Consider the following 16,318-nt stretch of genomic DNA (forward strand, 5'->3'; position numbering starts at 1 on the left):
AAGAGCCGAACGAATTTAAGGATTTAAAGTGAGCAAGTCATTGCAAGCCATTCGTGGCATGAACGACATCCTGCCCGATCAGACTCCCCTGTGGCGTCATTTCGAAGGCACCGTTTCGCGCCTGCTCGATAACTACGGTTACAAGCAGATCCGCATGCCGATCGTCGAGTTCACCGAGCTGTTCAAGCGCTCCATCGGTGAAGTGACCGACATCGTCGAAAAAGAGATGTACACCTTCGACGACCGCAACGGCGACTCCCTGACCCTGCGCCCTGAAGGCACCGCGGCATGCGTGCGTGCGGTGCTTGAGCACGGCATCACCGGCGGTGGCCAGGTGCAGAAGTTGTGGTACATCGGCCCGATGTTCCGCCACGAGCGTCCGCAGAAAGGCCGTTATCGCCAGTTCCACCAGATCGGTGTCGAAGTCTTCAACCTCGACGGTCCGGACATCGATGCTGAGCTGATCGTGCTGACCTGGCGCCTGTGGGGCGAGCTGGGTATCCGTGACGCGGTCAAGCTCGAGCTCAACAGCCTGGGCACCAGTGAGTCCCGTGGCCGCTACCGTGAAGCGCTGGTCGAGTTCCTGTCCGGTCACCTGGACAAGCTGGACGAAGACAGCCAACGCCGTCTGAAGACCAACCCGCTTCGGGTCCTGGACACCAAGAACGCCGATACACAGGCGATTCTGGTCGACGCGCCGAAAATGGCCGACTACCTCGACGAAGAATCCCGTCTGCACTTCGAAGGCCTCAAGGCTCGTCTGGATGCTGCCGGCATTCCTTACGTGATCAACCCGAAGTTGGTGCGCGGGCTCGATTACTACAGCAAGACCGTTTTCGAATGGGTCACCGACAAACTGGGTGCCCAAGGCACCGTGTGTGCCGGTGGTCGTTACGATGGCCTGGTCGAGCAGATGGGCGGCAAGCCTACGGCTGGCGTCGGTTTCGCCATGGGCATCGAGCGTCTGGTGCTACTGCTGGAAACCCTGGAGCAGATCCCGCAAGAGATCTCCCGTCAGGTCGACGTCTATCTCTGTGCTTTCGGGGAAGAAGCGGAGTTGGCCGGTCTGACCCTGGCTGAACGTGTACGTGATCAATTACCCAACCTGCGTCTGCAAGTGAATGCCGGCGCCGGCAGTTTCAAAAGCCAATTCAAGAAAGCCGACAAGAGCGGTGCGCTGTATGCGCTGATCCTCGGTGACGACGAAATGGCCCAGCAAGTGGTAGGTTTCAAACCCCTGCGTGGCCAGGGCGAACAACAAAGCATTGCCTGGGATGCGCTTGCCGCTCACCTGGCCACCTGCGTCGTGCAGGGTTGAAGCTGTCTTAAACAGCCGAATTAGCGATTAAGGAGTATTGGGGTGTCGAGTACCGAAGACGAAAATTTGGCGGATCTGAAGGATTGGTGGTCGCGCAACGGCAAGCCCCTGGTTACTGGCGGCCTGTTGGCGCTGGTCATCGTATTCGGCTGGCAGGCGTATCACAAATATCAGAGCAATCAGTCGCAAGGCGCCTCGATTCTCTATCAGCAATTGCTGGAAACCACACTGACGCCCGACGGCAAGCCTGATGCAGCCCGTGTTGCGGACCTGGCCGGTAAACTCAACACCGAGTTCGCCGGTAGCGCTTATGCGCAGTACGGCAGCCTGTTCGTGGCCAAGGTTGCGGTCGACAGCGGCAAGCTGGACGACGCAGCCACTGAGCTGAAAGCCATTATCGCCAAACCGGCCAACCCTGCATTGGGCGAAATCGCCCGCCAGCGCCTGGCTCAGGTGCTCGGTGCGCAGAACAAGGCCGATGAAGCGTTGAAACTGCTGGAAGGCGATGCCGACAAGGCGTTCCTGGCCACTCGCGAAGAACTCAAGGGCGACCTGCTGGTGCAGTTGGGCCGTACCGATGAAGCGAACGCAGCGTATCAAAAAGCCAAGGCGGCACTGTCGGACGAAGCGGCGGTCGGTGGCCTACAAATCAAGCTGGACGACCTGGCCAAAGGGGATGCGTGACGTGATTCGTTGGAAACATGCAGCATTGCTGGCCCTGGCCCTGTTGGCCGCGGGTTGCAGCAGCAACAGCAAAAAAGAACTGCCGCCGGCCGAACTGGTCGACTTCAAGGAAGAAGTGGTTTTGCAAAAGCAGTGGAGTCGTTCGATCGGTGACGGTCAGGGCGAGTCCTACAACATGCTGGTTCCGGCGATCGATGGCGATACCATCTATGCCGCCGACGTTACCGGTGTGGTCATGGCCATGGACCGCAGCAACGGCGACGTGAAATGGAAGAAGGATCTTGAGCTGCCTGTTTCCGGTGCCGTTGGCGTCGCTTACGGTCTGCTGACGATCGGTACGATCAAGGGTGAAATTGTTGCCCTGGACGCCATCAACGGTGAAGAGAAATGGCGCGCTCGCGTGTCCAGCGAAGTTCTCGCACCACCGGCCAACAACGGTGACGTTGTTGTGGTTCAGACTCAGGACGACCGTCTGATCGGTCTGGATGCCGCCACCGGTAACCGTCGCTGGATCTATGACAGCACCCCTGCGGTACTGACCCTGCGTGGTACCAGTGCGCCGATCGTGACCAACCGTCTCGCGGTGGCTGGCCTGTCGACCGGTAAAGTGGTCGCTGTGGATATCTCCAACGGCGTACCGGTGTGGGAGCAGCGTGTAGCCATCCCGCAAGGTCGTTCCGAGCTGGAGCGTGTGGTCGATATCGACGGCGGCTTGTTGCTCTCCGGCGGTACGCTGTACGTCGCCAGCTACCAGGGTCGCGTTGCGGCTTTGGACCTGGAAAGCGGTCGCCAGCTCTGGCAGCGTGATGCTTCCAGCTATGCCGGTGTCGCCCAGGGATTTGGCACTGTTTACGTGAGCCTGTCTTCGGGCACCGTTGAAGGCGTCGACGAGCGTTCCACCACAGCCTTGTGGACCAACGACTCGCTGGCTCGCCGTCAACTGTCGGCTCCGGAAGTGTTCTCCAGCTATGTTGCAGTCGGTGACCTGGAAGGTTACCTGCACTTGCTGAGTCAAGTGGACGGCCGTTTCGTCGGCCGCGAACGCATCGACAGCGACGGCCTGCGTGCCCGTCCGCTGGTGGTGGGTGACACGATTTATGTGTATGGCAACAGCGGCAAACTGGAAGCCCTGACCATCAAGTAAGAACTATGCTTGGGGTTAACCGCCCCAGGCTGCTTCACTTGTGGGTATGAATGTGAGAGCGAGCCTGCTCGCGATGGACGTTAACGAATTCGTTTGCGTCCCGAATAAACGCGGTGCCCCCGCGTTTTTCGCGAGCAGGCTCGCTCCCACAGACAAGCGCACAGTGTTGCCCCGAGCACCAGCCGCTGCCTAGCAGCGGCTTTTGTATTTTCTGAAATAACGAAGTGGAGAGCCGCATGGTTCCCGTAATCGCCCTGGTGGGTCGACCGAACGTCGGCAAGTCCACCTTGTTCAACCGCCTGACCAGGACTCGTGACGCCATCGTTGGTGACTTGTCCGGTCTGACCCGTGATCGCCAATACGGTGAGGCCAAGTGGCAAGGGCGTTCCTACATTCTGGTCGACACCGGCGGTATCTCCGGTGATGAACATGGTATGGACGAAAAAATGGCCGAGCAGTCGCTGCTGGCCATTGAAGAAGCGGATGTTGTTCTGTTCCTGGTAGATGCCAAGGCCGGTTTCACCGCCGCCGACCAGATGATCGCCGAGCACTTGCGCAAACGTAACAAGCGTTCCTATGTGGTTGCCAACAAGGTCGACAACATCGACCCTGAAATGGCCCGCGCCGAATTCGCCCCGTTGGGCATGGGCCACGCGATCCCGATCGCAGGTGCTCATGGTCGTGGCATCACTCAGATGCTGGAAATCGCCCTGAGCGATTTCCCGAAAGACGAAGAAGAGCCGGAAGACGGCGAAGAAGAGATCGTTGCCGAAGGCGAGGAAGCCAAGCGCATTCCTGGCCCGAGCGAAAAAGACGGGATCAAGATCGCCATCATCGGCCGTCCGAACGTCGGTAAGTCGACCCTGGTCAACCGTATGCTCGGTGAAGACCGGGTTATCGTGTACGACCAGCCCGGCACCACTCGCGACAGTATCTACATCCCGTTCGAGCGTAACGAAGAGAAGTACACGCTGATCGACACCGCCGGTGTGCGCAAGCGCGGCAAGATCCACGAAGAAGTCGAAAAATTCTCCGTGGTCAAAACCCTGCAAGCGATCAAAGACGCCAACGTGGTGATCTTCGTGATGGACGCCCGCGAAGGCGTTGTGGATCACGACCTCAACCTGTTGGGCTTTGCCATTGAGTCGGGTCGTGCGCTGGTCATCGCGATCAACAAGTGGGACGGCATGACGCCGAGCGAGCGCGACTTCGTGAAGGTCGAGCTGCAACGCCGACTGTTCTTCGTTGATTACGCCGACATCCACTTCATCTCGGCGCTGCACGGTACCGGCGTGGGCAACCTCTACGCGTCCGTACAGAACTCGTTCAAGTCGGCGGTTACCCGCTGGCCAACCAACCGCCTGACCCAGATTCTGGAAGATGCGGTTGGCGAGCACGCGCCACCGATGGTCAACAACCGCCGGATCAAGTTGCGTTACGCCCACTTGGGTGGTGCGAACCCGCCGATCATCGTGATTCACGGTAACCAGATCGAGAAGGTGCCGAAGTCTTACGTGCGTTACCTGGAAAACACTTACCGGCGTGTCTTGAAGCTGGTCGGTACGCCAATCCGCATCGAGTTCAAGGGTGGCGAGAACCCGTACGAAGGCAACAAGAACTCGCTCACCGACCGTCAGGTCAACAAGAAGCGTCGCTTGATGTCGCACCACAAGAAGGCCGACAAGAAGCGCCGCGACAAGCGTTGACGCTTGCGTAGGAGCCGGCTTGCTGGCGATGGCACCATCGCGGTTCATCTGAAGTACCGCAGTGATAGGATCGCCAGCAAGCCGGCTCCTACAGGGTTCGGCAGTAAAAAGGGTACTCACCAGAGTGCCCTTTTTTTATGGGCGCCGGATGGGCTATCCTCGGGCTCTCCCGTGCCGCCGTAGAGCCGGGTGTAGAGCAGGGAATCACCGATGATCACCAGTAAGCTGCCGAATGTCGGCATCACTATCTTCACTCAGATGTCTCAGCTCGCGGCTCAGACCGGCGCGCTCAATTTGTCCCAGGGCTTTCCCGATTTCGACGCCCCGCGAGCCCTGTGCGATGCGGTCGGTCGGCATATCGCCAGCGGCCACAACCAGTATTCACCGATGACCGGCCTGCCGGTGTTGCGTCAGCAGATTGCGACGAAGATCGCCCGCAGCTATGGCGTGAATGTCGATGCCGACCATGAAGTGACGGTCACCCCCGGTGCGACCCAGGCGATCTTTTGCGCCATTCAGGCAGTTATCCACAGCGGTGACGAAGTCATCGTGTTTGACCCGGCTTATGACAGTTACGAGCCTTCGGTAGAACTGGCCGGTGGTCGTTGCGTGCATGTGCAGTTGGGTGTGAACGACTTCAGCATCGACTTCCAGAAGCTCGCCGATGCGTTGAGCCCGCGCACGCGGATGATCATCCTCAACACCCCGCACAACCCCAGCGGCGCGCTGATCAGCAGAGCCGATCTGGACCAGTTGGCGGCACTGATCCGCGATCGCGACATTTATGTCATCAGCGACGAAGTCTACGAACACCTGGTGTACGACGGCGTGCATCACGTCAGCGTGCTGGCCCATGAAGAGCTGTATCAGCGTGCCTTCGTGGTCAGCTCCTTCGGTAAGACCTATCACGTCACCGGTTGGAAAACCGGCTACGTCGTCGCGCCACCGGCCCTGACGGCAGAGCTGCGCAAGGTGCACCAGTACGTCAGTTTCTGCGGCGTGACCCCGCTGCAATACGCCTTGGCCGATTACATGGCCGAGCATCCTGAACACGTCGAAGAACTGCCGGGCTTCTATCAGGCCAAGCGCGACCTGTTCTGCGATCTGCTGGCGCCGTCGCGCTTCAGCTTCAAACGGGTGACTGGCACCTATTTCCAGCTGGTCGATTACTCGCAGATCCGCCCGGACCTCAATGACGTCGAGATGGCGCTGTGGATGACCCGCGAACACGGCGTGGCCAGCATCCCGATCTCGGTGTTCTACCAATCGCCGCCAGTCGGCCAGCGCCTGGTACGGCTGTGCTTTGCCAAACGCGAGGAGACCCTGCGTGAAGCAGCGGAAAAACTATGCGTGATCTGAGTGCGTTGCCCAATCTGAACGTGGCGCTGATCCAGACGTCCCTGGCCTGGCACGACCGCCAGGCCAATCTGGAACATTTCGTACCGCTGCTGGAGCAGGCCCGTGACGCTGATCTGATCATTCTGCCGGAGATGTTCACCACCGGGTTCTCCATGGAGTCCGAAACCCTTGCGGAGTCGGAACACGGGCCGACCAGCAAATGGTTGCGCGTTCAGGCGGCGAAGCTTGATGCGGTGATCACCGGTAGCATCATCGTTCAGGCCGCTGATGGCAGTCATCGTAATCGCTTGTTGTGGGCTCGGCCGGATGGCGAGGTGCTGCACTACGACAAGCGCCACCTGTTCCGCATGGCTGGCGAGCACAACCATTACACCCCTGGCGAGCGTCAGGTTCAGTTCGAGTTGAAAGGCTGGCGGATACGGCCGCTGATTTGCTACGACCTGCGTTTCCCGGTGTGGAGTCGCGATGCCCAGGACACCGACCTGTTGCTCTACACCGCTAACTGGCCGGGTGCACGTCGTCAGCACTGGAACCGCTTGCTGCCGGCGCGGGCGATTGAAAACCTGTGTTATGTGGCGGCGGTGAATCGCATCGGGACTGATGGCAAGGGCTTTGCCTATACCGGCGACAGTCAGGTGCTGGATTTCCAGGGTGAGACATTGCTCAGTGCGGGGGAGGCGGATGGGGTGTTCAAAGTGACGCTGGATGCGGCTGAGCTGGCGGCGTATCGCAAACGGTTTCCGGCGAATCTGGATGCGGATACCTTCGAGTTCACCTGATAACTCTGTAGGAGCTGGCTTGCCAGCGATTGCGTCCTGACAGATGCATCGAGAACTCAGCATCGCCAGCAAGCCGGCTCCTACAGCAGAATGAAAAAAGGCCCCAAGGTTCGCACCTTGGGGCCTTTTGCATTTCAGCGACGCTTAGGCCGCTTTCGCTTCCGGCTGGCTCAGCGAACGGTTCAGGGCACTGAACAGCGCCTTGAAGCTGGCCGTTGTGATGTTTTCATCGATACCCACACCGTGCACCGCACGTTCACCGTTCACACGCAGCTCAATGTAGGCCGCAGCCTTGGCATTGGTGCCCGCGCCGATGGCGTGCTCGTTGTAGTCCATGATTTCCACCGGAATCGGCAGGCCGGCTACCAGTGCTTCCAGAGCACCGTTACCCTTGCCGCGCCAGTGCAGGTTGGTTTCGCCTTGACCTTTGCTGGCCACTTCCACTTCGACGGCGCTGTTGCCGTTTTCTTCCTGCAGGCGATGGCTGACCAGCGCGTACGGGGTGTTGGCCTGCAAGTACTCGCTGTGCAGCAGCGCGTGAATTTGTTGGGCGGTCATTTCCAGGCCCAAGCGATCGGTTTCACGCTGTACAACCTGGCTGAACTCGATCTGCATGCGACGTGGCAGGCTGATGCCGTATTCCTGTTCCAACAGGTAGGCGATACCGCCCTTGCCCGACTGGCTGTTGACGCGGATGACCGCCTCGTAGCTGCGACCGATGTCGGCCGGGTCGATTGGCAGGTAAGGCACTTCCCACATTGCATCGGGTTTCTGCTGGGCGAAGCCTTTGCGGATTGCGTCCTGGTGCGAGCCGGAGAACGCGGTGTGAACCAGGTCGCCGACGTACGGATGACGCGGGTGCACCTGGATCTGGTTGCACTCTTCGACGACTTTGCGCACACCGTCGATGTCGGAGAAGTCCAGTTCTGGGTGAACGCCCTGGGTGTAAAGGTTCAGGGCCACGGTCACGAGGTCGACGTTACCGGTGCGCTCGCCGTTGCCGAACAGGCAGCCTTCGACACGGTCGGCACCGGCCATCAGGCCCAGCTCGGTGGCGGCAACGCCAGTGCCACGGTCGTTGTGGGTGTGCAGGCTGATGATCACGCTGTCACGACGATTGATGTGACGGCCGAACCATTCGATCTGGTCGGCATAGATGTTCGGGGTCGCGCATTCCACCGTGGCCGGCAGGTTGAGGATCATCTTGTGCTCAGGCGTCGGGTTCCAGACCTCGATCACGGCGTCGCAGACTTCCTTGGCGAACTCCAGCTCAGTGGCGCTGAAGGTTTCCGGCGAGTACTCGAAGGTCCACTCGGTGTCCGGTTGCATGGCGGCGTATTTGACGAACAGCTTGGCGGCGTTCACGGCGATGGCCTTGATCCCGTCCTTGTCCTGGTTGAAGACAATGCGGCGGAAGGAAGGAGAGGTCGCGTTGTACAGGTGAACGATGGCTTTCTTCGCGCCGCGCAGGGATTCGAAGGTGCGCTCGATCAAGTCTTCACGGCCCTGGGTCAGCACCTGAATGGTGGTGTCTTCCGGGATATGGTTGTCTTCGATCAGGGTGCGGACGAAGTCGAAGTCGGTTTGCGAAGCGGCCGGGAACGATGCTTCGATTTCCTTCACGCCAACCTGCACGAGGGTTTTCCAGAAGCGCAGCTTCTTGACAGCGTCCATCGGCTCGATCAGCGACTGGTTACCGTCACGCAGGTCGGAACTGCACCAGATCGGCGCGGCGGTGATGGTTTTCGACGGCCAGGTGCGGTCCGGAATGTCGATGGTCGGGAACGCGCGGTATTTCGAAGACGGGTCTTTGAGCATGCTCATCGGGAAATCCTTATTGTGTGGGCCGAAAAAAGGCGGCCTGCCGGTGGATCAAAAGTTCTTGGACTAACGCTTGGGACGAGGCACCACGATTCAGCCCGGCAGTCGTGCACTGACGAGGCACAGGCTGCGGTGCTGGCGAAGCTGAATGAGGGTGTGAGAAGTTTTCATGCGTTCAACCCTAACCTTGGGGGGGAAGGATGGCAAGCAGTCGAAAAAAATTGAGAGGAATACTCGTGAACGGGTATTTTCCGAGATTTTATTGCTTTTTGTTGCATAAATATTTGTCTTGTTTGCGCAAGGTTTAAGCGATGCGCAATCGAAACCTCAAGCACCATGACCGGGTAGCGAGGCTATTCTTAAAGCCTCAGTTGGCAAGCAGGAGTCGGTGATGAACGAGTCCGATTGGAAACGATATTGCGAATTGCGCCCGGTCGCCCATGAGCGAATGTGCACCCGCATCATGACCGACGTCGAAAAGATCGTGCTGGACAAGAGCATCCCACCCTACGAGCGGATCGACGCGAGCGAAGAGCTGCTGAAGGCCGGGCAGAAAGAGTTGTATTGGGCGTTTGGCGTCTTTCGGTTTTCACGCCATGAAGCCCGCTCGCATCTGCTTGGGCTATGTGCGCGGGAGTTGATTACGACGCAGGAGTTGAGCGGTTTCTCGCAGGAGACCCAGGAATGGGTCAGGCACTGCCTGGCGGACCGGGAGGTTCATGGGATTGAGGATCTGGATGCTGAGTAGGGCACTAAAAGATCGCAGCCTGCGGCAGCTCCTACAGGGTAATGCGTTCACCTGAGCTACCGCAGCCTGCGATCTTTTGATCTTGCTTAAGGCTGAAACGCCCCAATAAAAATCGCCGGATCCACCCGTGCATCATTCAGGCTGACATTCCAATGCATGTGCGGCCCGGTCGCTCGCCCAGTCGCCCCGACCTTGCCGACCACGCCGCCGCGAGCCAGTTGCTGGCCGACCTTCACATCGATCTTCGACATATGGCAGAACATGCTGATGAAGCCCTGGCCGTGGTCGACGAACACTGTGTTGCCGTTGAAAAAGTAGTTGCCGATCAGGATCACCTTACCGGCAGCCGGGGTTTTGATCGGTGTGCCGGCCGGCACGGCAAAGTCCAGGCCTGAATGAGGATTGCGCTCTTCACCGTTGAAGAAACGGCGCACGCCGAACTTGCTCGACAGCGGGCCGGCGACGGGTTTGTCCAGCAGCAGGTTGCTCGGCGTGTTCGGGCTGAATGTGCGGTAGGCGGTGATCTGCTCAGCCAGTTCACGCTCGATGCGCTTGAGGTTCTCCGGGTCCGGATTGACCTGTTGCGTGTTCTTCAGCGTGATGCGCTGTTCCGGGTATTTTTTGTTGCCAACAGTGAAACCCAGATTGCGACCGCCGCTGCTGATGGACTGTGCGCCCGGTTTGACCGTCAGCGGCACGCCGACAATGGCCAGCCAGTTGTTCTGTTCCTTGACCACCAGCACCGGTTTGCCCTGATAGCTGGCTTTTGGCGCCTGGGCGGAAGCGCCCAGGTCGACCACGGCCACGCCGCCCGGCACGGGTTTGTTCAGCAGGCGGGTGATGTAGCTGTCGGCGTGGGCGTTGAAGGTCAGGCACAGCAACAGCAGTGGAGCTAAAAAGCGCGGCATGGATCAGTCCAGTAAAGAAAGGGTGACAGGCGTCAGGTGATTGTCTTCGACCCGGACCTGCAGTTCGCCTTCACCCAGTTTGGCGGTCAGGCGCTGGCCGGTGCGGGTTTGCCCGGCGCTGCGGATCGCCTTGCCGCGCTCGTCCAGCAAAATGCTGTAGCCACGGCCGAGAGTCGCCAGCGGGCTGACCACATGCAACGTCTGCATCTGGCTGTGCAGTTGCAGGCGACGACTCTTCAGCCCTTCGCGGATGGCGCGGGGGAGGCGTTCGGCCAGGCTGTCGAGGCGCTGGCGCAGCATCGCCAGTTGACGTCCCGGATGCTGCCCGGCCAGCCGTGTCTCCAGACGGATCAAACGTTCACGACGCGTGTTGAGGCTGCGCTCGAACGCGCGGCGCATGCGCATGTCCAGGTCGTCCAGACGTTGCGCTTGCTGGCGCAAACGTTCGCCGGGGTGGCGCAGACGTCGAGAGATGCCTTCCAGTCGCAGCCGGTCGCGCATCAAACGGTCGCGCATGCGCATCACCAATCGGCGGTGCAGGCTTTCGACCCGGCGTACCAGGTCGCTGGAATCCGGTGCCAGCAGTTCGGCGGCCGCGGAGGGTGTTGGGGCGCGAACGTCGGCGACGAAGTCACTGATCGATACGTCGGTTTCATGGCCGACGGCGCTGACGATCGGTGTTCCGCAGGCGTCAACGGCGCGGGCAACCGCTTCTTCGTTGAAGCACCAGAGGTCTTCCAGCGAACCACCGCCACGGGCCAGGATCAACGCATCGAAGCCGCGGGCATCCGCCAGTTTCAAGGCGCGGACAATCTGCGCGGTGGCTTCGCGGCCCTGCACGGCGGTGGGGATCAGCGTTAGCTGTATTTGCGGCGCACGGCGACGAAACACGCTGATGATGTCGCGGATCACAGCGCCGGTAGGCGAACTGATGATGCCGATGCGTTGCGGATGCGCCGGCAGCGGCACTTTGCGTTCGGCGCTGAACAGGCCTTCGGCACTGAGTTTTTCCTTGAGCGCATCGAAGGCCAGGCGCAAGGCGCCATCGCCGGCCGGCTCTACGGTGTCGAGGATCAGCTGATAATCGCCGCGCCCCTCGAACAGCGAGACTTTGCCTCGGACCTTGACCGCCAGGCCATCCTTCAAGGCCTGACGCACGCGCGCGGCGTTTTGCCGAAACAGTGCGCAACGCACCTGGGCGCCGCTGTCCTTGAGGGTGAAATACACGTGGCCGGACGCCGGGCGGGCGAGGTTGGAGATTTCGCCTTCGACCCAGATGTTGCTGAACACGTCTTCGAGCAACACCCGCGCGCGGCCGTTGAGCTGGCTGACGGTCAGGACTTCGCGGTCCAGGCCGAGTCTTGCAAAGGGATCTTTAATCATGGGGCGCAGTTTAAAGGCATTTTCCAAGTGAATGCACGATCCCTATATCACCAAATGATCGATGAACTGTTGAACCAGCGTCGTTGGGTGTTTGCGGTATGCCAAGGCGACGCTGCTATGGCTGTCGGGGTCTGCCAATGGCAGAAAATGGACGTCGGGTGGCGCAATGTCCTGCATCGATTCCGGCAAAAGGGCGATACCAAATCCCGCCTGGATTAATTGCAGTTGCGTGGTTTTACGCGACATCACCCGAGCTGCTTTGGGGAAGAAGCCCTGGCGCATGCACAACTGCGCAGACAGGTAGCTAAGCCCTCCTCGTTGGGGGTGAGGGATGGAAATAAACGCTTCTTCACGCAACTGTCCCAGGTTGATTGGCTGCCCGGGTATGTCCCCGGCCAACCAGTGATCGGGCGGAACTGCCACCAGCAAAGGTTCATCGTAAAGCACCTCTATCTGTATCCCTTCGCACTGGCGGAGCAATGGCAAACGCAATAGACCGACATCCAGTCGACCGTCTGCCAATTCTTGCAGCTGCGCTTCGGAAGACAACTGGGCGATGTCCATGGATACACCGGGATGATGTTCAAGATAATCGCTGACACTGCGTAGCAGTCGGCCGCTCATGGGCACCGTGCTGGAATGACTCAGGCGTAAGGTACCGGTTTGGCCACTACCGATCTTGGTGGCCATTTCGCTGGCCTTGATCAGTTCGCTCAACAGATTTTTGGCTCGGGGTAAAAAAGCTTCCCCCGCAGGTGTGAGCTGGGGCCTGCGTGCAGTACGTTCAAAGAGCGGGGTTTGCAGGTGCGCTTCCATGTCCTTGATTTGTCGACTCAGCGCCGACTGGGCGATGAACAGGCGCTCGGCTGCGGCCCCAAAACTGCCGCACTCAGCGATTTCTACGAAGTAACGCAGTTGCCGGATTGAAAGCACAAGGCATGCCTTTTTGAGATTGGTGGGTGGCTTTGACGATATTAGTCGCAACCCTCGGCAATGGCTAAAGTCAGCGAACTTAAATAGAGGAACGCTGCAATGAGCGTATTGACGTTGCTGGGGCAATGGCCGTTTGGCGCCATGGACTGGCTGGTGATTGGTGCAGGCATTGCCTTGGCCTACATCGTATTTGGCATCGCCGGGTTTGGCACCGCGCTGGTGGCGGGGCCGATTCTGATTCTGTTTATGCCGCTGTCGAAGATCGTACCGCTGCTGGTGTTGCTGGATTTCGTCGCGGCTTTCGGCAATCTGCTGCCTTCGCGGCGTGATGTGGCCAGGCCGGAGTTGCTGCGGTTGCTGCCGTGTATGGCGGTGGGCTGCACCGTGGGGGTGGTTTTTCTGCTGAACCTCAAGTCGGATCTGTTGCTGTTGTTGATGGGGCTGTTTATCAGCGCCTATGCGATCTACAGCCTGTGGGTGAAAAGCCGGCCGACGCAATTGTCCGCAGCATGGGCAGTGCCGATGGGTACCGTGGGCGGGATGTTTGGCGCGTTGTTCGGCAGTGGTGGGTTTTTGTATGCGATCTATCTGAACAGTCGTTTGTCCAAGGAGGCGGCGCGAGCGACCCAGAGTGCATTGATCAGCTGCAGCACGGTGGTGCGATTGAGCCTGTTTGCTATCGCCGGGGTCTACGCGGATTTGCCACTGCTGGCGCTGGCATTGTGTCTGTTGCCGGCCATGGCGTTGGGGCTGTGGGTCGGGCGGCGGCTGACCATGAGGTTGTCCCGAGAGGCATTCGTGCGGTTGGTGACGTGGTTGGTGTTGGCCAGCGGGATAGCCCTGATTGGGCGCTACTTGAGCACCTGAACAGATAACGGCGATGTCTCGCGCCGCTCTGTAGAAGTCCGGCTTGCCGGCGATAGCGTCCTCAAGGGCCTCATCGCCGGCAAGCCGGGCTCCTACAGAGTTTGCGGTTCGCAAGAGAGCGGTTCGATCGACGGGGCAGGGCGTCAGTCGTTGTACTGACTCAACAGCCGTTCCAGTCGCGCACTGAGGCGTCGTTTGATTTCGGTTTCGATGTGCGGGGCGAAGTCGTCGATCACGTCTTGCATGATCAGCTCTGCGGCGGCGCGCAGTTCGCTGTCCAGGTGCAGCAAATCGTCCGGGTTCTTGCTGGCCACTGGCGCAGGTGCCGGTTCGGCAACGGGTGCCGGGGCTGGCGGTGCGACGCTCGGTGCGGGTTCGCTGACGGCGTCGAACAACATGGGAATCTGTTCCTGGTCGTCGTCCTCGACCGTTTCGGTCAGCAGTGGTGGTTGCAGGTTTTCGTCGCCGAGCAACTGGCGGATCGACTCAAGGTCGTCCAGCAGGTGAGACGGTTGCAGCGGTTTTGGAGTGTCCATCGGAATGCTCAGAGTCGCTGTAAACGGTGGTCTTGCAGAGGATAGCCTTGTTCGCGGTAGAAACGAAAACTCTCCCGCGCGGCCTGGCGAATTGTCGGGTCTTCCACCACCACTTCCGCCACGCGGGCGAAACGCGGGGCGAAGGCCGGGACTTTCAGGTCGAGGTTGACCAGCAAGTCTTGATGCTGACCGCAGTCATCGCCAAAACCCAGCACGATCAAGCCGTCCGGTTCATTTTCGGCGGGACCGTGGGGCACGAAGCTTTCGCCCTTGAAGGTCCACAGGCGTGCATCGAGGTCATCGCGCTGGGTCGCATCGCTGCAATGCAGGTAAACGCGGTGGCCCATGCGCCAGGCTTTTTCGGTGAGCTTGCAGGCGAAATCCAGGCGTGCCGAAGGGTCGGCGCTGGGCAGGATATAGAAGTCGACTTTGGTCATTGCGGTTCCTGAGCCGGGGCGGCGTTGCCCGAAAGCAACGCCCCCTGGATCATTGATTTCAGGCTTTGGCGCGGTCCAGCAGGTACTGGGTCAGCAGGGGGACCGGACGGCCAGTGGCGCCCTTGTCCTTGCCGCCGCTGATCCATGCGGTACCGGCGATGTCCAGATGCGCCCAGTTCAGGTTCTTGGTGAAGCGCGACAGGAAGCAGGCAGCGGTGATGGTGCCGGCTTTCGGGCCGCCGATGTTGGCGATGTCGGCGAACGGGCTGTCCAGTTGCTCCTGGTACTCATCGAACAGCGGCAGTTGCCAGGCACGGTCGTCAGCAGCTTTGCCGGCGCTCAGCAGTTGGCCGATCAGTTCGTCGTTGTTGCCCAGCAAGCCCGAGGTGTGCGAGCCCAGTGCAACGATGCAGGCGCCGGTCAGGGTGGCGATGTCGATCACCGCTTGCGGCTTGAAGCGCTCGGCGTAGGTCAGGGCGTCGCACAGCACCAGGCGGCCTTCGGCGTCGGTGTTGAGGATTTCCACGGTCTGGCCGCTCATGGTGGTGACGATGTCACCCGGGCGTGCAGCGTTGCCGCTCGGCATGTTTTCGGCACAGGCCAAAATGCACACCAGGTTGATCGGCAGATTCAGCTCAAGCACGGCACGCAGGGTACCGAACACGCTGGCCGCGCCGCCCATGTCGTACTTCATTTCATCCATGCCGGCGCCCGGCTTCAGGCTGATGCCGCCAGTGTCGAAGGTGATGCCTTTGCCGACCAGTGCGTACGGCTTCTCGGATTTCTTGCCGCCGTTGTACTGCATGACGATCAGGCGCGGCGGTTGAGCGCTGCCCTGGCCGACCGCGTAGAACGAGCCCATGCCCAGAGCCTTGATCTTCTTCTCGTCGAGGACTTCGACTTTCAGATCCTTGAACTCTTTGCCCAGGTCTTTCGCCTGCTCGCCGAGGAAGGTCGGGTGGCAGATGTTAGGCGGTAGGTTGCCCAGGTTGCGGGTGAAGGCCATGCCGTTAGCGATCGCGGTAGCGTGAGTCACGGCGCGCTGCACTTCAGCCTGAGCGGCCTTGATGGTCAGCAGGGTGATTTTCTTCAGCGCGAGGGGTTCGGCTTTCTGGCTTTTGAACTGATCGAACGTGTATTCGCCATCTACCAGGGTTTCAGCCAGCAGGCGGGTCTTGCCGTAGCTGTCGCGACCTTTGACCACGACTTCGTCGAGCGCCAGTACCGCGTCGCTTCCGCCCAGGCCTTTGAGGGTGTTGAGGATGCCGGCGATGATTTTACGGAACGGGCGATCACCCAGTTCGTCGTCCTTGCCCACGCCCACCAGCAGCACGCGGTCGGCCTTGAGGTTCGGCAGGCTGTGCAGCATCAGGCTCTGGCCAACTTTACCGGCCAGATCGCCGCGCTTGAGTACGGTGCTGATCGCGCCACCGCTCAATTCATCGAGTTGTTTGGCCACGGCGCCGAGCTTGCGGCCTTCGCTGACGGCAACCACCAGCGTGGCGGTCTTCAACGTTTCCGGGTTTACGCTTTTTACAACCAGTTCCATGTCCGGTTCCCTGAATTGATGGTGATCTCGCAAGTGCCCGACACCGTATGTGCGCCCACTTGCCTATAAAGAGAAAGACGCCAGGTCGATCGGCGACAAAGGCCGCAGTTTGAACCTCGCTACCGGCGCCTGACAACCCTCGGTTG

Annotated in this window: 15 protein-coding genes; 8 read left to right on the top strand and 7 right to left on the bottom strand. The window is 60.0% G+C overall.

Features of this window, described 5'->3' with window-relative positions:
- Window positions 1-28: 28 nt before the first annotated feature.
- The 6 genes from hisS to CKW19_RS15350 all read left to right on the top strand — a co-directional run bounded on the left by hisS (window position 29) and on the right by CKW19_RS15350 (window position 6,990).
- The gene (hisS, locus tag CKW19_RS15325; protein ID WP_095058593.1) at window positions 29-1,318 is read left to right on the top strand and encodes a histidine--tRNA ligase; all 1,290 of its coding nucleotides are present in this window, start codon (window positions 29-31) and stop codon (window positions 1,316-1,318) included.
- Between the two features lie 42 nt (window positions 1,319-1,360).
- Window positions 1,361-2,002 carry a tetratricopeptide repeat protein gene (locus CKW19_RS15330; protein WP_095058594.1) on the top strand — a complete coding sequence of 214 codons (642 nt, stop codon included), beginning with the start codon at window positions 1,361-1,363 and terminating at the stop codon, window positions 2,000-2,002.
- Window positions 1,995-3,146, top strand: a complete 1,152-nt coding sequence (gene bamB, locus CKW19_RS15335) for an outer membrane protein assembly factor BamB (protein WP_095058595.1) — start codon at window positions 1,995-1,997, stop codon at window positions 3,144-3,146. The genes CKW19_RS15330 and bamB overlap by 8 nt, the downstream gene beginning before the upstream one ends.
- A gap of 236 nt (window positions 3,147-3,382) precedes the next feature.
- Window positions 3,383-4,852, top strand: a complete 1,470-nt coding sequence (gene der / locus CKW19_RS15340) for a ribosome biogenesis GTPase Der (RefSeq protein WP_095058596.1) — start codon at window positions 3,383-3,385, stop codon at window positions 4,850-4,852.
- Window positions 4,853-5,062: 210 nt separating this feature from the next.
- Window positions 5,063-6,211 carry a pyridoxal phosphate-dependent aminotransferase gene (locus CKW19_RS15345; RefSeq protein WP_095058597.1) on the top strand — a complete coding sequence of 383 codons (1,149 nt, stop codon included), beginning with the start codon at window positions 5,063-5,065 and terminating at the stop codon, window positions 6,209-6,211.
- Entirely contained in the window at window positions 6,199-6,990 is a 792-nt protein-coding gene (locus tag CKW19_RS15350) for an amidohydrolase (protein ID WP_095058598.1), read from the top strand. The genes CKW19_RS15345 and CKW19_RS15350 overlap by 13 nt, the downstream gene beginning before the upstream one ends.
- 144 nt (window positions 6,991-7,134) lie before the next feature.
- Here CKW19_RS15350 and leuA read toward each other — a convergent pair whose 3' ends face one another.
- Window positions 7,135-8,814: a 2-isopropylmalate synthase gene (leuA, locus tag CKW19_RS15355; RefSeq protein ID WP_095058599.1), complete on the bottom strand. Its 1,680-nt coding sequence runs from the start codon at window positions 8,812-8,814 to the stop codon at window positions 7,135-7,137.
- Between the two features lie 388 nt (window positions 8,815-9,202).
- Between leuA and CKW19_RS15365 the strand changes: the two genes are divergently transcribed.
- Window positions 9,203-9,559, top strand: coding sequence for a hypothetical protein (locus CKW19_RS15365; RefSeq protein WP_095058600.1), 357 nt, complete (start codon window positions 9,203-9,205; stop codon window positions 9,557-9,559).
- Between the two features lie 86 nt (window positions 9,560-9,645).
- Here CKW19_RS15365 and CKW19_RS15370 read toward each other — a convergent pair whose 3' ends face one another.
- From CKW19_RS15370 to CKW19_RS15380, 3 genes are read right to left on the bottom strand one after another with little or no spacing between them, the layout of a single operon-like run.
- Window positions 9,646-10,467, bottom strand: a complete 822-nt coding sequence (locus CKW19_RS15370; RefSeq protein ID WP_095058601.1) for a M23 family metallopeptidase — start codon at window positions 10,465-10,467, stop codon at window positions 9,646-9,648.
- A 3-nt stretch (window positions 10,468-10,470) separates the two neighbouring features.
- Window positions 10,471-11,850, bottom strand: coding sequence for an exodeoxyribonuclease VII large subunit (xseA, locus tag CKW19_RS15375; RefSeq protein ID WP_095058602.1), 1,380 nt, complete (start codon window positions 11,848-11,850; stop codon window positions 10,471-10,473).
- Between the two features lie 42 nt (window positions 11,851-11,892).
- Window positions 11,893-12,783, bottom strand: coding sequence for a LysR family transcriptional regulator (locus CKW19_RS15380; protein ID WP_095058603.1), 891 nt, complete (start codon window positions 12,781-12,783; stop codon window positions 11,893-11,895).
- Between the two features lie 99 nt (window positions 12,784-12,882).
- Between CKW19_RS15380 and CKW19_RS15385 the strand changes: the two genes are divergently transcribed.
- On the top strand, window positions 12,883-13,650 hold the full coding sequence (locus CKW19_RS15385; RefSeq protein ID WP_095058604.1) for a sulfite exporter TauE/SafE family protein: 768 nt from the start codon (window positions 12,883-12,885) through the stop codon (window positions 13,648-13,650).
- A 143-nt stretch (window positions 13,651-13,793) separates the two neighbouring features.
- On the opposite strand, the gene CKW19_RS15390 is transcribed toward CKW19_RS15385, so the two are convergent.
- The 3 genes from CKW19_RS15390 to CKW19_RS15400 are packed head-to-tail and all read right to left on the bottom strand — an operon-like array spanning window position 13,794 to window position 16,172.
- On the bottom strand, window positions 13,794-14,186 hold the full coding sequence (locus CKW19_RS15390) for a DNA polymerase III subunit chi (protein ID WP_095058605.1): 393 nt from the start codon (window positions 14,184-14,186) through the stop codon (window positions 13,794-13,796).
- Window positions 14,187-14,194: 8 nt separating this feature from the next.
- Window positions 14,195-14,623, bottom strand: coding sequence for a DNA polymerase III subunit chi (locus CKW19_RS15395; RefSeq protein WP_095058606.1), 429 nt, complete (start codon window positions 14,621-14,623; stop codon window positions 14,195-14,197).
- A 58-nt stretch (window positions 14,624-14,681) separates the two neighbouring features.
- Window positions 14,682-16,172 (bottom strand): leucyl aminopeptidase, encoded by a 1,491-nt coding sequence (locus CKW19_RS15400; protein ID WP_095058607.1) that lies wholly within the window; start codon window positions 16,170-16,172, stop codon window positions 14,682-14,684.
- Window positions 16,173-16,318 lie beyond the last annotated feature (146 nt).

The organism is Pseudomonas sp. Irchel s3f7, assembly GCF_900187615.1.
Classification (GTDB): Bacteria; Pseudomonadota; Gammaproteobacteria; order Pseudomonadales; family Pseudomonadaceae; genus Aquipseudomonas.

Coding starts and splice junctions, on each gene's coding strand:
- bamB (WP_095058595.1), top strand. CDS start 1,995: ATGCGTGACGTGATTCGTTGGAAACATGCAGCATTGCTGGCCCTGGCC.
- der (WP_095058596.1), top strand. CDS start 3,383: ATGGTTCCCGTAATCGCCCTGGTGGGTCGACCGAACGTCGGCAAGTCC.
- CKW19_RS15345 (WP_095058597.1), top strand. CDS start 5,063: ATGATCACCAGTAAGCTGCCGAATGTCGGCATCACTATCTTCACTCAG.
- CKW19_RS15350 (WP_095058598.1), top strand. CDS start 6,199: ATGCGTGATCTGAGTGCGTTGCCCAATCTGAACGTGGCGCTGATCCAG.
- leuA (WP_095058599.1), bottom strand. CDS start 8,814: ATGAGCATGCTCAAAGACCCGTCTTCGAAATACCGCGCGTTCCCGACC.
- CKW19_RS15365 (WP_095058600.1), top strand. CDS start 9,203: ATGAACGAGTCCGATTGGAAACGATATTGCGAATTGCGCCCGGTCGCC.
- CKW19_RS15370 (WP_095058601.1), bottom strand. CDS start 10,467: ATGCCGCGCTTTTTAGCTCCACTGCTGTTGCTGTGCCTGACCTTCAAC.
- xseA (WP_095058602.1), bottom strand. CDS start 11,850: ATGATTAAAGATCCCTTTGCAAGACTCGGCCTGGACCGCGAAGTCCTG.
- CKW19_RS15385 (WP_095058604.1), top strand. CDS start 12,883: ATGAGCGTATTGACGTTGCTGGGGCAATGGCCGTTTGGCGCCATGGAC.
- CKW19_RS15390 (WP_095058605.1), bottom strand. CDS start 14,186: ATGGACACTCCAAAACCGCTGCAACCGTCTCACCTGCTGGACGACCTT.
- CKW19_RS15395 (WP_095058606.1), bottom strand. CDS start 14,623: ATGACCAAAGTCGACTTCTATATCCTGCCCAGCGCCGACCCTTCGGCA.
- CKW19_RS15400 (WP_095058607.1), bottom strand. CDS start 16,172: ATGGAACTGGTTGTAAAAAGCGTAAACCCGGAAACGTTGAAGACCGCC.